The following is a 12,938-nucleotide window of genomic DNA, read 5'->3' as shown; positions in this document are numbered from 1 at the left end:
TCCTTGTCCGGTCAGCTGAAGGTATGGCGGCTTAACGGCAGGCTGCGCACGCGCTGGCCTGTCAGCTGCGCCACCGCGTTGGCCACGGCGGGTGCCACGGCGGGCAGCGGCGGCTCGCCGATCCCCCCCATCTTCGCGCCGCTTTCAACGATGCGCACATGCACCCGGGCCATGCGCGAAGCCGGCAGGATCGGGTACAGGTCGTAGTTGCGCGCCCGCGGTTTGCCATCGATGAACACCGCTTCTTCGACCAGCGTCTGCGACAGGCCGAGCGCCACGGCGCCATTGACCTGGGCTTCGATGATCGCCGGGTTGACGATGCTGCCGGGGTCGATGGCCTGCCAGATGTCGTGCACCTTGACCTGGCCACCTTCAAGCGACACTTCGGCAATCACGGCCGCTTCCGAGCCGAACGGCGAGGCCATGGCCACACCGCGGGCCCGCTTGCTGCCATCTTCAGCCGTGAACGGCCCGCGCTTCCAGCCGCCGGACAACTCGCCAACCGCTTGCAGCAGGGTGGTCAGGCGCGGGTTGTCGCGCAGCAGGTGCAGGCGCAGCTCGAACGGGTCCTTGCCGCCTTTGTCGGCCAGCTCGTCGAGGAACGACTCATAGAAAAAATCATTCAGCGAGTTGCCCACCGAGCGCCAGTAGCCCAGCATGGCCGGGCCTTTGACGTAGATCTGGGCGATGCGCTTGTTGGCGATGGCATAAGCCTTGCCCGACAGGCCCTCGAGCGCTGTCGGGTCGATTTTCTCGCCTTGCTTGCCCGCCAGTGCTTCGGTCGGGCCCTCGGTGGCGCTGACCGCTTCGATGGCCACCGGCAGGCCATCGGCATCGAGCCCGGCGCGGAACTTGACCACGGCAACGGGCCGCAGCACATCGCGCAGAAACTCCTCCTCGCGGCTCCAGATCAGTTTGACCGGCTGGCCGACCGCCTTGGCCAGCAGGATGGCCTGCGGGTAAGGGTTGGCCGAGTCATACAGGAAGTGGCGGCCGAAGAAGCCGCCCAGCAGCGGCGAGTGCAGGGTGATCTGCTCAGGGGCCAGGCCGGTGCGCTTGGCGATGTCGTCGCGGAACATGTCCGGCGCCTGGTTGGGCAGCCACACCTCGAGCGAACCGTCCGGGTTGAACCGCGCGATGGCGGATGGCGGTTCCAGCTGAGCGTGGTTGAGGTATTGGTTGTGGTAAGTGGCCTCGACCTTGGTCTTGGCATTGGCCAGGGCACCGGCGATATCGCCGTCGTTCTCCTCGTCACGGGTTGGGCCCTGCTGGGCGGCCAGGTGGTCGCGCCAGGCGTCACTGGAGAAGTCGGCCGGCATCGGCCGCACCTTGCTGTCGGCCCCCGGTTCCTGCCAGTCCACCTGAATGGCTTCGACCGCGCGCTTGGCGTGCCACCAGCGTTCGGCGACCACGGCCACGGCGCCGGGCAGTTGATGCACCGAGTGCACACCTTTCATGGCCTTGACCTGCGCTTCGTTGCGCAGGCCGCCCACGGTCATGCCCAGGCGCGGGGCGTGCTGCACGGCGGCATGGAGCATGCCGTCGAGCTTGATGTCGATGGTGTACAGGGCTTTGCCGGTGGACTTGTCGTAGGCATCGACGCGGCGTACCGGCTTGCCGATCCAGCGGAACTGGCTGGGGTCGCGCAGCTTGACGCTGGCAGGGTCGGGCACGGGCAGGTCCATGGCGCGTTCGGCCAGTTCGCCGTAGGCCAGCGAACGGCCGGAGGCGGCGTGCAGTACCTTGCCAGGTTCGGTGGACAGTTCGCTGACCGGCACGCCCCACTGGTCGGCTGCGGCCTGCATCAACATCGCCCGGGCCAGGGCGCCAAGGCGACGCATGGTCGGGTAGCTCATGCGCACCGACATGCTGCCGCCGGTGATGCGCATGCCGTTTTCCATCACCACATAGGCTTCGCCGGGCGGCGCGCTGTCGACCAGGAAAGTGGCTGGGTCGGCATCCAGTTCTTCACCGACGATCTGCGCCATGGCGGTGTAGGTACCTTGCCCACCCTCCATGAATGGGCACAGCAGGCGCACCGTGCTGTCCGGGCGGATCTCAAGGAATGCCGGCACCTGGGTGCCGCGTTCGGCAGTGGCCGCAGTGGCGGCCTGAACCCGGCTTGAGCCCAACGGCAGGCCGAAGCCCAGTACCAGAGCGCCGATTGCGGTACCGGCCATGAAGCGCCGACGCGACAGGTTGACCGTTTCGCCCAGCGGCAGGTCGAGCAGGGCTGCAGAGGTATCGACAGGCGTGTTCATCAGGCCTTCTCCCCTTGGGCAAGCTCATGCACGGCAGCATGGATGGCGTTGTAGGTGCCGCAGCGGCACAGGTTGACCATCGCCGCGTCGATCTGCGCATCGCTGGGTTGCGGGGTGTGCTTGAGCAGCGCGGTGGCCGCCATCACCTGGCCAGACTGGCAGTAGCCGCACTGGGCCACCTGGTGTTCGACCCAGGCCGCCACCACGCGCTTGCCCACGTCATCGGCCTCGATGGCTTCGATGGTGGTCACTTCACGCCCGACCACCCCGGCCACCGGCGTGACGCATGCACGCACCACATTGCCGTCCACCAGTACCGAGCACGCCCCGCACTGGGCCAGGCCGCAGCCATATTTGGTGCCGGTCAGGCCGAGGTCGTCGCGGATCACCCACAGCAGGGGCGTGTCGGCGTCGGCCTCGACCTGGTAGGTCTTCTGATTGATTCGAAGTTCCATGGCTCACCTGCTGATCATCGGTTGTTATCGTTGCTATCAGGTGGGGAATGCGTTGTTCCCCAATCCGCAAACGCTAGCACAGCGCAGTGACCGCCTGTCTGGCAGACGCTGCAGGTTCAGAGGATCAGGCAAGTAATCCGGTGAAATGCGCAATTGCGCAGGGGCAGGGCGGTGCCCCAAGACTTCCCGGTAAAAAAACCGGATAATGCCCGCCATTCGTTCCGCACGCTTTCTGGTACCCCCGCATGGAAATCAAGGTCAACTTTCTGGACAACCTACGTCTGGAAGCCAAATTCGACGACTTCACGGTAATCGCCGACCAGCCGATCCGCTACAAGGGCGACGGCTCGGCCCCGGGGCCGTTCGATTATTTCCTTGCCTCGTCGGCCCTGTGCGCCGCCTATTTCGTCAAGCTGTACTGCCAGACTCGGGATATCCCCACCGAGAATATCCGCCTGTCGCAGAACAACATCGTCGACCCCGAAAACCGCTACAACCAGATCTTCAAGATCCAGGTCGAGCTGCCCGAAGACATCTCGGAAAAAGACCGCCAGGGCATCCTGCGTTCCATCGACCGTTGCACGGTCAAGAAGGTGGTGCAGACCGGCCCCGAGTTCATCATCGAAGAGGTGGACAACCTCGACGCCGATGCCCAGGGCCTGCTGATGCCGGTGGCCGATACCACCACCTACATCGCTGGCAAGGACCTGCCGCTGGAGCAGACCATCGCCAACATGTCCGGCCTGCTGGCCGGCTTGGGCATGAAGATCGAGATCGCCTCGTGGCGCAACATCGTGCCGAACGTGTGGTCGCTGCACGTGCGCGATGCGCAGTCGCCGATGTGCTTCACCAACGGTAAAGGCTCGACCAAGGAGGCCGCGCTGGCCTCGGCGCTGGGTGAGTTCATCGAGCGGCTGAACTGCAACTTCTTCTACAACGACCAGTTCTGGGGCGAGGAAATCGCCAACGCAGCGTTCGTGCATTACCCGAACGAGCAGTGGTTCAAGCCGGGGCCGAAGGATGAATTGCCCGCCGAGATCCTCGACGAGCACTGCCTGGAGATCTACAACCCGGATGGCGAACTGCGCGGCTCGCACCTGTATGACACCAACTCGGGCAATACCGAGCGCGGTATCTGCTCGCTGCCGTTCGTGCGCCAGTCGGACGAGCAGGTGGTGTACTTCCCATCCAACCTGATCGAAAACCTGTTCCTCAGCAACGGCATGAGCGCCGGCAACACCCTGGCCGAAGCGCAGGTGCAGTGCCTGTCGGAGATTTTCGAACGGGCGGTGAAGCGTGAAATTCTCGAAGGTGAGCTGTGCCTGCCCGACGTGCCGCAGGAGGTGCTGGCCAAGTACCCGGGCATCGTCGCCGGCATTCAGGGGCTGGAAGAGCAGGGCTTCCCGGTGCTGGTCAAGGATGCGTCGCTGGGCGGTGAGTTCCCGGTGATGTGCGTCACCTTGATGAACCCGCGCACGGGCGGTGTGTTCGCCTCGTTCGGCGCGCACCCAAGCTTTGAAGTGGCGTTGGAGCGCAGCCTGACCGAACTGCTGCAAGGCCGCAGCTTCGAGGGCCTCAACGACCTGCCGCAGCCGACCTTCGAAAGCCATGCGCTGACCGAGCCGAACAACTTCGTCGAGCACTTCATCGACTCCAGCGGCGTGGTGTCGTGGCGTTTCTTCGGCGCCAAGGCCGACTTCGAGTTCGTCGAGTGGGACTTCAGCGGCCACGGCGAAGACTCCAATGTTCAGGAAGCTGCCACCCTGTTCGGCATCCTCGAAGCATTGGGCAAAGAGGTGTACATGGCCGTGTACGACAACCTCGGCGCCAATGCCTGCCGCATTCTGGTGCCGGGTTACTCGGAGATCTACCCGGTCGAAGACCTGATCTGGGACAACACCAATCGCGCCCTGGATTTCCGCGCAGACATCCTCAACTTGCACAGCCTCGACAACCGCGCCCTGCGCGCATTGCGCAAGCGCCTGGACAACTGCGAGGTAGATGACTACACCACCATCACCACGCTGATCGGTGTCGAGTTCGACGACAACACGGTGTGGGGCCAGTTGACCATCCTTGAGCTGAAGCTGCTGATCTGCCTGGCGCTGAAGCGGTTCGAGAACGCCAAGGAGCTGGTCGAGGCGTTCCTGCAGTTCAACGACAACACGGTCGAGCGTGGTTTGTTCTACCAGGCGCTGAACGTGGTGCTGGAAGTGATGCTGGATGACGATCTGCAGATGGAAGACTACGAGGCCAACTTCCGCCGCATGTTCGGCAACCCACGCATGGATGCGGTGCTGGGGTCGGTCGATGGTAGCGTGCGCTTCCATGGGCTGACACCGACCAGCATGAAGCTGGAAGGGCTGGACCGTCACCTGCGCCTGATCGAGAGCTACAAGAAGCTGCATGCCGCACGGGCCAAGGCGGTGTGAATGACCGCGGGGCGCTTTGCGCCCCATTGGCGGGCAAGCCCGCTCGCAAAGAACCGCCTAAATAGCTCAATGGCATACGGGCTATTGCCAATCCGTATTGCCCATCGGGCATTACCGCTTGCCGCGTCCCGCCAGCAGCGCTTAGCTATTGACCGGCCTCGACTGGCCACCTCATTCCATGGCGCGTAGACCGCCAGACGGACCTCGGCCGCGCACCCCACAAGAAGGGCGCAGACCATGAGCACTCCTTTGGATACCAATGCACTGAAGGCCCGCCAGCAGGCGGCATGGGCCAGTGGTGACTATGCGGTGATCGGTACCACCTTGCAGCTGGTGGGTGAACGGCTTGCCGAAGCCTGCGACCTGCGCTGGGACGAGCAGGTGCTGGACGTGGCTGCCGGCAATGGCAACGCCACCCTGGCCGCTGCCCGGCGAGGCTGCCGGGTCACCTCCACCGACTACGTGCCCGAACTGCTCAAACGCGGGGAAGAGCGCGCCCGCGCCGAACACCTCCACGTAGACTTTCAGGTGGCCGATGCCGAGGATTTGCCGTTCCGGGACGGCAGTTTCGACGCCGTTGTTTCGACCTTCGGCGTGATGTTCGCCCCCGACCAGGCGCAGGCCGCCCGTGAGCTGGCGCGCGTCTGCCGGCCCGGTGGCCGGGTCGGCCTGGCCAACTGGACCCCGCAGGGTTTTGTCGGGCAGATGTTCAAGACCCTGGGTCGGCATGTGCCACCGCCTGTCGGGGCGCTGCCACCCTCGCGCTGGGGCGATGAAGAGCAACTGCGGGGGATGTTCGAGGGCGCTATCGGTGCCATGGACGTTACCCGCCAGCAGTTCAACTTCCGCTACCGCTCGGCGGCACATTTCATCGAGGTGTTCCGTACCTGGTATGGGCCAGTGCACAAGGCGTTTGCGGCGTTGCCGGCCGATGCGGCGGCGGCGTTGGATAGTGACCTGAGGGCATTGCTGGATGAGCACAACGTGGGCGGGGCGGCGTCGCTTGTGGTGCCCAGTGAATACCTGGAAGTGGTGATCGTGAAGCGTTGAATCGGGTGGAGTTGTGTTGCGCCGCCAACTAGTTCTTGCACTTGGCCATGACCACCTGGCACGTATTGGGTGTACCGCCGGACCGGCCTGCATAACGGATGCAGTTGTTCATCGACTTCTGCCGGGCAATGCTCAGGGTATTACCCCAGGCCAGGCCGCCTTCGCCCAGGCTGGGCACGGCTTTGGCGAAGCAGTTCGAACCCGGCGCCGCAGCGATGTAACGTGCCTGCTTGGGCTTGCTCGAACAGCCAGCAGTCAGCGCCAGGCTGAGGGCAAGCAGCGCATGCACGGCCCAGAGCGCGAACCGTTGTGGGGTGTGAGCATTCATGCCATTGCCTCAGCTGAGCCCGTGAAGCATTTCACGGGTTAATGCTTTCAGGATATGTCAAACAAGCCAAACGGTGAACTTATCGGACGACAGAGCGATCCTTTGCAGTGCGCACCCCGCGCACGCCTGATGGACCGGGCATCGCCCCAGGTCATCAGTTTCGGGTCACTGACTGATAAGGAGGCGCCGTGACCGTTACCGAGCAAACCCTCTACCGATGCACGCCCAGCCCGTTGCATGCAATCCTGCTGGCCGGCACGGTGCCGCTGTTCCTCGGCGCGTTGCTGAGCGACATCGCCTACTTCAAGAGCTACCAGATCCAGTGGAGCAACTTCGCCGCCTGGCTGATCGCGGGCGGGCTGCTGTTCTGCGGGCTGGCACTGTTGTTCGCGCTGGTCAACCTGGTCCGTGCGGAGCGCAAGGGCGGCCGGCCGACGGTGTACTTCCTGTTGCTGCTGGTGACCTGGGTGCTGGGCCTGGTGAATGCGTTCGAGCACGCCAAGGACGCCTGGGCCGTGATGCCGGCAGGCCTGGTGCTGTCGCTGGTGGTGACGGTGCTGGCCTGTGTGGCGGCATGGCTGGGCATGAGCAACTTGCGTTCGGGAGGTGTGGAATGAAGCCGTTGCATGCATTGCCGGTATTGAGCGTGGCGCTGCTGCTGAGCGCCTGCGGCGGTGAAGGCGAAGCCACTCAGGCACTGGGCCCCGACCCGAAACTGCCGGCCCCCGAGCGTGGCCTGCTGCCGAGCATGAAGATCGCGCAACCCGCCCAGTGGGGCGAGCAGAAACCGACGGTGCCCGAGGGCTACAGCATCACCGCCATTGCCACCGACCTGAAGATCCCACGCCAGAGCCTGGTATTGCCCAACGGGGACATCCTGGTGGCCGAAGGCCGAGGTGGCAATGCGGCCAAGCTCAAGCCCAAGGACGTCATCGCCAGCCAGATCAAGGCCAAGGGCAATACTCAGGTCAAGGGCGGCAACCGCCTGACCTTGCTGCGCGACGCCGACGGCGACGGCACCTACGAGGTGCAGACGGTGTTCGCCGAAAACCTCAACGCGCCGTATGGCCTGGCCTTTGCCGATGGCAAGTTGTACGTGGCCAACCAGGACGCGCTGGTGCGTTTCGATTACCAGGACGGCCAGACCCAGGCGTCCGGCGCGCCCACCAAGCTCACCGACCTGCCGGGCGAGATCAACCACCACTGGACCAAGGCCCTGACCATCAGCCCCGATGGCCGTTACCTGTATGTGGGCATCGGCTCGAACAGCAACATCACCGAGCGTGGCATGGAGGCTGAAGTCGACCGCGCCATGGTCTGGCAGATCGACGCCGCTACCGGCGCGCACAAGCCTTATGCCACCGGCCTGCGCAACCCCACGGCGCTGACCATCCAGCCCGACAGCGGGCAGCTGTGGACCGTGGTCAACGAACGCGATGAACTGGGCCCGGACCTGGTGCCCGACTACCTCACTTCGGTGCGTGAAGGGGGCTTCTACGGCTGGCCCTACAGCTACTGGGGGCAGAATGTCGATGAGCGGGTGAAGCCACAGAACCCGGACAAGGTGGCCGCCGCGATCAAGCCCGATTACAGCCTGGGTTCGCACGTCGCCGCGCTGGGCGTGGACTTCTCCCTCCCGGCCATGGGCGAGCGGTTTGCCAATGGCGTGTTCGTGGGCGAGCACGGTAGCTGGAACCGCCCTAACCCGGTGGGCTACAAGGTGATCTTCGTGCCGTTCAGCAACGGCAAGCCTGCTGGCGAACCGGTGGACTTCGCCACGGGCTTCCGGGGTGAGGATGGCAAGACGCGCGGCCGGCCGGTGGGGGTGACGGTCGATCCGAAGGGCGCGCTGATCATTGCCGACGACTTGGCCAACACCGTGTGGCGGGTGACCCGCAATCAGTAACTCCAGCTATGGTGTAGGAGCGGCGCGTGAACCGTTCACGCGCCATTGCGGTCTTGAACACAGGGATGCAGGCCTATGAATGCTATTTGTACACTCGCTCGCGCTGTTGCTCTTGCCTCGTTGCTAGGCACTGCCAGTTTCGCTGTGCAGGCAGCCGATATACCGATTGCCAGCGAAGCGCTGGAAAGCCATGTCACCACACAGGTCACGGCCATCGACCAGGCCAATCGCCAGGTCACGGTCAAGGGCCCGCACGACAAGGACGTGACCTTCCAGCTCACGGAAAAGGCCAAGGCGCTGCCCAACCTGAAGGTGGGTGACGAGGTCGACATCTACGTGACCCGCGCGGTCGCCTATGTGCTCAACACCGATGTTGGCGGGGCGCCGAAGGCAAGCGAGGAGTCCGGTACGATTCGCGCCACCAAGGACAACCCCAACCCGGGGGGCGAAGCGTTCCGCCAGGTCAGGGTGACTTCGCAGATCAAGAAGATCGACCTCAAGAACCATGAGGTGAGCCTGCTGCCGCCGGAAGGCAAGTTGCAGGTGGTCAAAGTCGAAGACCCCGAGTTGCAGGCGCGCATGAAGAACCTCAAGGTCGACCAGACAGTCGATGCGATTTACACCGAAGTGCTGCGGGTCGAGACATCGCGGTAAGTCTGTTAAAGCCTCTTCGCGGGCGAGCTCGCGAGGAGGCCATTGCAGCCCACGACTATTCACCAGGCGAATACTGAAAGTGCATATCTTCAATTTCCATCATCCTTGTCGATTCTTGCATCATCCAGGCATCTTCCCCCTCGATGAGTCCATACATGGTTAACAAGGCGCTGCTTATCGCGTTTCTTCCTCTGGTGCTGGCCCTCTTGGCGGGCGTCGTGCTGCCCTACCAGGCTGCCAGCAACGCAGCAGTCGGCCGCGCGCTCGGGCACTGGCTATGGGGTGCTTTCACGTCGCTGACGGTCAGCTCGGTGGTGGTCATCGCTGCGCTGCTGATCCTGCGCGTACCCATGCCCGACTTGGGCAAGGCACTGCAAGGCCCGTGGTGGCTGTGGATCGGCGGGGTATTGGGTGCGCTGTATGTGGCGGCAGCTGCGGCGTTGACGCCCAAGCTCGGCACGGCGGGGTTTCTGGTGCTGGTGGTGGCGGGGCAGATCCTGACGTCGGTGATCGTCGATCACTTCGGCCTGATGGGGGTTTCCGCCAAGCCGGTCAGCCTGCCCAGGATTGCCGGGGTGGTACTGATTCTGGCAGGCGTTTTCCTGGTGCAGAGTACCTGGGCGGCGAGCCCGTCTACCGATCAGGCTGCAATCGTCAAACAGCCAGAAGGCTGATCAATGCCCGGGCTGGCAGCAGGCCCAGACCGCCTCGCGCAGCCAGCGATGACCCGGGTCGCTGTCTTTCCTGTTGTGCCAGGCCTGCTGATAGGCCAGGGAAGGGATCGCCAAGGGCGGTGCGAACTGGCGCAGGGCCTTGTGCTGGTGCATCGGGCCCACGGCACGTTTTGCGACGGTGAGGATCAGGTCGGTACCACCAAGCACCTCGACCGCTGCACTCCAATGCGGTAGCGCCAAGGCGATGCGCCGGCGCAAGCCCTGCGCGGCCAGGGCGCGCTCGATCTCGTCATGGGCATCCGGGCGCATGGCCATGAGCACGTGCGGCCGCGCCAGCCAGTCGTCCAGCGCCAGGCCGCTCTTGGCCGGCAGCACCTGGCGATCGGCGATGCTGACGAAAGTGTCTTCGAACAGGGTTTGGGCCGTGATGCCTTGCGGCAGCTCGGGGAAAATGCCCAGCGCCAGGTCGAGCTCGCCATCGAGCAACTGCGCCAGCATCGCTTCGCGACTGGCCTGGCTGATGGCCAGGTCGACGCCGGGGGCTGCCTGGCGCAGATAGCGAACCAGCGGGGGCAGGATGATCCGCGAGGCGTAATCGGACAACGACAAGCGGAACCGCCGCTGCGCCAGAGCCGGGTCGAAGCGTGGGGCGGCCAGCAAGCTGTCGAGGCTGGCCAGAGCGTCCTGCAGGGGCTTGGTCAGCGATTGGGCGCGGGCGGTGAGGGCCATGTGCCCGTTCTGGCGAATCAGCAGCGGGTCGTTGAAATGCGTGCGCAGTTGCGCCAAAGCGTGGCTGACCGCCGGCTGGCTACGGTGCAGGCGAATCGCGGCGCGGGTGACGTGCTTTTCACTGAGCAGTGCGTGCAGGGCCAATAGCAGGTTGAGGTCGATCTTGCGCAGTTCATCCATGGGGCGAATGGTCTGGGTGGCTTCAGGGGCTTTGCATCAGCCTAACAGATGTTCCGGCGCCCTCACGCGCGCTGAAGCTGCGGTGGGTCTGGCGCTGGCCGTTGTTGATTTGTTGTTCATGAGACCGAGCGCCGCCCGCGGCGCATCGCGAAGCGCTTGCCTTGAGATCTTTAGCGCCTTTGAGATCGAGCGCCGCCCGCGCGGCGCTTCGCGGGGCAAGCCCGCTCCCACATTTGTTGCAACGTGCCATGGCCTGTGAGGCCATAGTTGCCAGCCTTGTTGGCATGACCCAATTTTTCGGCTGGCGCTGCCGGCGCCCCACCTGTCTTCAGTCACGCACCAAGGCGAACAACCATGGCCTGTCTGGAACGGCGCGTTGCAACAAATGTGGGAGCGGGCTTGCCCCGCGAAGCGCCGCGCGGGCGGCGCTCGATCTCAAGGGCGCTAAAGATCCCAAGGCAAGCGCTTCGCGATGCGCCGCGCGGGCGGCGCTCGATCTCAAGGGCGCTAAAGATCCCAAGGCAAGCGCTTCGCGATGCGCCGCGCGGGCGGCGCTCGATCTCAACGGCGGCAAATACCTCCAGGCATGCCCCCGCACCTTCGCTATAATCGCCGCCCGTTTTACTGTAATCCGAGCATTCCAATGGGTCTCTCCACAACCGCCACACCTGAACCGCGCCGCCTGGGCGCCCCCGTGATCGCCTTGGCCCTGTTGCTGTCCGGCGCCTGGTTTCTCAACCTCAACGCCGGCTTCAAGCAGGTGCTGCTGCTGATCGTCGGCGCCGCCCTGGGCCTTACGCTGTACCACGCCGCCTTCGGCTTCACCTCGGCCTGGCGGGTGTTCATCAACGAGCGCCGCGGCGCCGGCCTGCGTGCGCAGATGGTCATGCTGACCCTGGCGGTGCTGCTGTTCTTCCCGGCGCTTTCCGCCGGCAGCCTGTTCGGTAATCCGGTGACCGGGCTGGTGGCGCCTGCGGGCGTTTCCGTGGTGTTCGGTGCCTTTATCTTCGGCATCGGCATGCAACTGGGCGGTGGCTGTGCGTCGGGTACGCTGTTCACCGTGGGCGGCGGCAACGCGAGGATGCTGGTGACCTTGCTGTTCTTCATCATCGGTTCGGTGACGGCCACGCACCACGCCGACTGGTGGTTCGCACTGCCGTCGTTGCCGGCAACCTCGATCGTCCAGGCTTGGGGCGTTGGGCCGGCGCTGGTGGTGAGCGTGGCCGTGTTCGCGCTGATCGGCTGGGCTACCGTGGTGCTGGAAAAACGCCGCCATGGTGGCCTGGAAGCCCCGGTGAGCAGCGAGCATCAGGGCCTGCGCCGCTTCCTGCGTGGCCCGTGGCCGCTGCTGTGGGGCGCCATCGCACTGGCCCTGCTGAACTACGCCACCCTGGCCTTGGCCGGGCGCCCGTGGGGCATCACCTCGGCCTTCGCCCTGTGGGGTGCCAAGACCCTTTCCAGTTTTGGTGTGGATGTCGGCAGCTGGGTGTTCTGGCAGGCCCCGGCCAATGCCAAGGCGCTGGCCGCGCCGCTGTGGCAGGACGTGACCACGGTGATGGACCTGGGCATCGTGCTAGGTGCGCTGCTGGCGGCGGGCCTGGCCGGGCGTTTTGCGCCAAGCCTGAAAATCCCGCTGCCGTCGCTGATTGCCGCAGTCATCGGCGGCCTGCTGCTGGGCTACGGTTCGCGCCTGGCCTACGGCTGCAACATCGGCGCCTACTTCAGCGGCATTGCCTCGGGCAGCGTGCATGGCTGGCTGTGGCTGGTTGCGGCATACACCGGCAACCTGATCGGCGTACGCCTGCGCCCGTGGTTCTTCGCCGGCGAGCGTCGGCCAGTGGCGCTGACCGGCTGCTAGGCGCTAGGCTCAAAACTTAATGGCTGGGATGAAATAGTTGTCGCAACTAACTGATACGTAAAGGCTTATCGTTTGGCGACTGCGTGCTGAACGCACTGTTCGTAGTACGTCTGCTTGATCGCTGCCGGCTTGAGCTGCGAGCGGCTGTTATAGGTCTGCTCGGTGATACCGAAGGCGGTCATGCGCATCCATGGCTTGGCGAACCTGCGCACCTGCAGCTTCTTGCGCGTGGCATACAAGGTCACGCCGGAGAGTTTGGCCTGCTGGGCCTCGGCGGCGATCTGTGAGCCCCAACCACAGGTCTGGCGATCGTTCTGGCTCAGCGTTCTGGCCTGGGCGCCGAAAGCAGTCGTGGCCAGCAGGCAGCCGGCCACCGTTGCTAGAAATACTCGCATGTTGCTGTCCTAAGCA

Annotated in this window: 12 protein-coding genes; 7 read left to right on the top strand and 5 right to left on the bottom strand. The window is 64.5% G+C overall.

All coding sequences use genetic code 11. The features are described from left to right. Positions 1–11: 11 nt before the first annotated feature. Together ABEH27_RS15015 and ABEH27_RS15010 are read right to left on the bottom strand one after the other, a co-directional pair. Complete coding sequence (locus ABEH27_RS15015; protein ID WP_346614345.1) at positions 12–2,261, bottom strand: xanthine dehydrogenase family protein molybdopterin-binding subunit; 2,250 nt, start codon at positions 2,259–2,261, stop codon at positions 12–14. Beyond that, on the bottom strand, positions 2,261–2,716 hold the full coding sequence (locus tag ABEH27_RS15010) for a (2Fe-2S)-binding protein (RefSeq protein ID WP_346614344.1): 456 nt from the start codon (positions 2,714–2,716) through the stop codon (positions 2,261–2,263). The genes ABEH27_RS15015 and ABEH27_RS15010 overlap by 1 nt, the downstream gene beginning before the upstream one ends. Positions 2,717–2,961: 245 nt before the next feature. Between ABEH27_RS15010 and ABEH27_RS15005 the strand changes: the two genes are divergently transcribed. Next, entirely contained in the window at positions 2,962–5,148 is a 2,187-nt protein-coding gene (locus ABEH27_RS15005) for an OsmC domain/YcaO domain-containing protein (RefSeq protein WP_346614343.1), read from the top strand. A 237-nt stretch (positions 5,149–5,385) separates the two neighbouring features. Continuing rightward, positions 5,386–6,198 (top strand): class I SAM-dependent methyltransferase, encoded by an 813-nt coding sequence (locus ABEH27_RS15000; protein ID WP_346614342.1) that lies wholly within the window; start codon positions 5,386–5,388, stop codon positions 6,196–6,198. A 28-nt stretch (positions 6,199–6,226) separates the two neighbouring features. Here ABEH27_RS15000 and ABEH27_RS14995 read toward each other — a convergent pair whose 3' ends face one another. Continuing rightward, positions 6,227–6,526, bottom strand: a complete 300-nt coding sequence (locus ABEH27_RS14995) for a hypothetical protein (RefSeq protein ID WP_346614341.1) — start codon at positions 6,524–6,526, stop codon at positions 6,227–6,229. A 188-nt stretch (positions 6,527–6,714) separates the two neighbouring features. On the opposite strand from ABEH27_RS14995, the gene ABEH27_RS14990 reads away from it, so the two are divergent. From ABEH27_RS14990 to ABEH27_RS14975, 4 genes are all read left to right on the top strand, one after another. After that, on the top strand, positions 6,715–7,143 hold the full coding sequence (locus ABEH27_RS14990; protein ID WP_346614340.1) for a DUF2231 domain-containing protein: 429 nt from the start codon (positions 6,715–6,717) through the stop codon (positions 7,141–7,143). Further along, on the top strand, positions 7,140–8,432 hold the full coding sequence (locus ABEH27_RS14985) for a sorbosone dehydrogenase family protein (RefSeq protein ID WP_346614339.1): 1,293 nt from the start codon (positions 7,140–7,142) through the stop codon (positions 8,430–8,432). The genes ABEH27_RS14990 and ABEH27_RS14985 overlap by 4 nt, the downstream gene beginning before the upstream one ends. A gap of 75 nt (positions 8,433–8,507) precedes the next feature. Further along, complete coding sequence (locus ABEH27_RS14980) at positions 8,508–9,086, top strand: hypothetical protein (protein ID WP_346614338.1); 579 nt, start codon at positions 8,508–8,510, stop codon at positions 9,084–9,086. A gap of 155 nt (positions 9,087–9,241) precedes the next feature. Then, the gene (locus ABEH27_RS14975; RefSeq protein WP_346614337.1) at positions 9,242–9,760 is read left to right on the top strand and encodes a DMT family transporter; all 519 of its coding nucleotides are present in this window, start codon (positions 9,242–9,244) and stop codon (positions 9,758–9,760) included. On the opposite strand, the gene ABEH27_RS14970 is transcribed toward ABEH27_RS14975, so the two are convergent. Next, complete coding sequence (locus ABEH27_RS14970; protein WP_346614336.1) at positions 9,761–10,669, bottom strand: LysR family transcriptional regulator; 909 nt, start codon at positions 10,667–10,669, stop codon at positions 9,761–9,763. Positions 10,670–11,312: 643 nt separating this feature from the next. On the opposite strand from ABEH27_RS14970, the gene ABEH27_RS14965 reads away from it, so the two are divergent. Then, positions 11,313–12,527, top strand: coding sequence for a YeeE/YedE family protein (locus ABEH27_RS14965; protein ID WP_346614335.1), 1,215 nt, complete (start codon positions 11,313–11,315; stop codon positions 12,525–12,527). 65 nt (positions 12,528–12,592) lie between these two features. On the opposite strand, the gene ABEH27_RS14960 is transcribed toward ABEH27_RS14965, so the two are convergent. After that, positions 12,593–12,922: a hypothetical protein gene (locus ABEH27_RS14960; RefSeq protein ID WP_346614334.1), complete on the bottom strand. Its 330-nt coding sequence runs from the start codon at positions 12,920–12,922 to the stop codon at positions 12,593–12,595. Positions 12,923–12,938: the final 16 nt, after the last annotated feature.

This window comes from Pseudomonas sp. P39-UII1 (assembly GCF_039672635.1).
Taxonomy (GTDB): Bacteria; Pseudomonadota; Gammaproteobacteria; order Pseudomonadales; family Pseudomonadaceae; genus Aquipseudomonas.
This window is presented reverse-complemented; position numbering and strand designations above follow the sequence as displayed.

What these genes read in the sequence shown, in the direction of transcription:
- ABEH27_RS14965 (WP_346614335.1), top strand. Translation starts at nt 11,313, where the DNA reads ATGGGTCTCTCCACAACCGCCACACCTGAACCGCGCCGCCTGGGCGCC.
- ABEH27_RS15015 (WP_346614345.1), bottom strand. Translation starts at nt 2,261, where the DNA reads ATGAACACGCCTGTCGATACCTCTGCAGCCCTGCTCGACCTGCCGCTG.
- ABEH27_RS14985 (WP_346614339.1), top strand. Translation starts at nt 7,140, where the DNA reads ATGAAGCCGTTGCATGCATTGCCGGTATTGAGCGTGGCGCTGCTGCTG.
- ABEH27_RS14980 (WP_346614338.1), top strand. Translation starts at nt 8,508, where the DNA reads ATGAATGCTATTTGTACACTCGCTCGCGCTGTTGCTCTTGCCTCGTTG.
- ABEH27_RS14970 (WP_346614336.1), bottom strand. Translation starts at nt 10,669, where the DNA reads ATGGATGAACTGCGCAAGATCGACCTCAACCTGCTATTGGCCCTGCAC.
- ABEH27_RS15000 (WP_346614342.1), top strand. Translation starts at nt 5,386, where the DNA reads ATGAGCACTCCTTTGGATACCAATGCACTGAAGGCCCGCCAGCAGGCG.
- ABEH27_RS15010 (WP_346614344.1), bottom strand. Translation starts at nt 2,716, where the DNA reads ATGGAACTTCGAATCAATCAGAAGACCTACCAGGTCGAGGCCGACGCC.
- ABEH27_RS15005 (WP_346614343.1), top strand. Translation starts at nt 2,962, where the DNA reads ATGGAAATCAAGGTCAACTTTCTGGACAACCTACGTCTGGAAGCCAAA.
- ABEH27_RS14975 (WP_346614337.1), top strand. Translation starts at nt 9,242, where the DNA reads ATGGTTAACAAGGCGCTGCTTATCGCGTTTCTTCCTCTGGTGCTGGCC.
- ABEH27_RS14995 (WP_346614341.1), bottom strand. Translation starts at nt 6,526, where the DNA reads ATGAATGCTCACACCCCACAACGGTTCGCGCTCTGGGCCGTGCATGCG.
- ABEH27_RS14960 (WP_346614334.1), bottom strand. Translation starts at nt 12,922, where the DNA reads ATGCGAGTATTTCTAGCAACGGTGGCCGGCTGCCTGCTGGCCACGACT.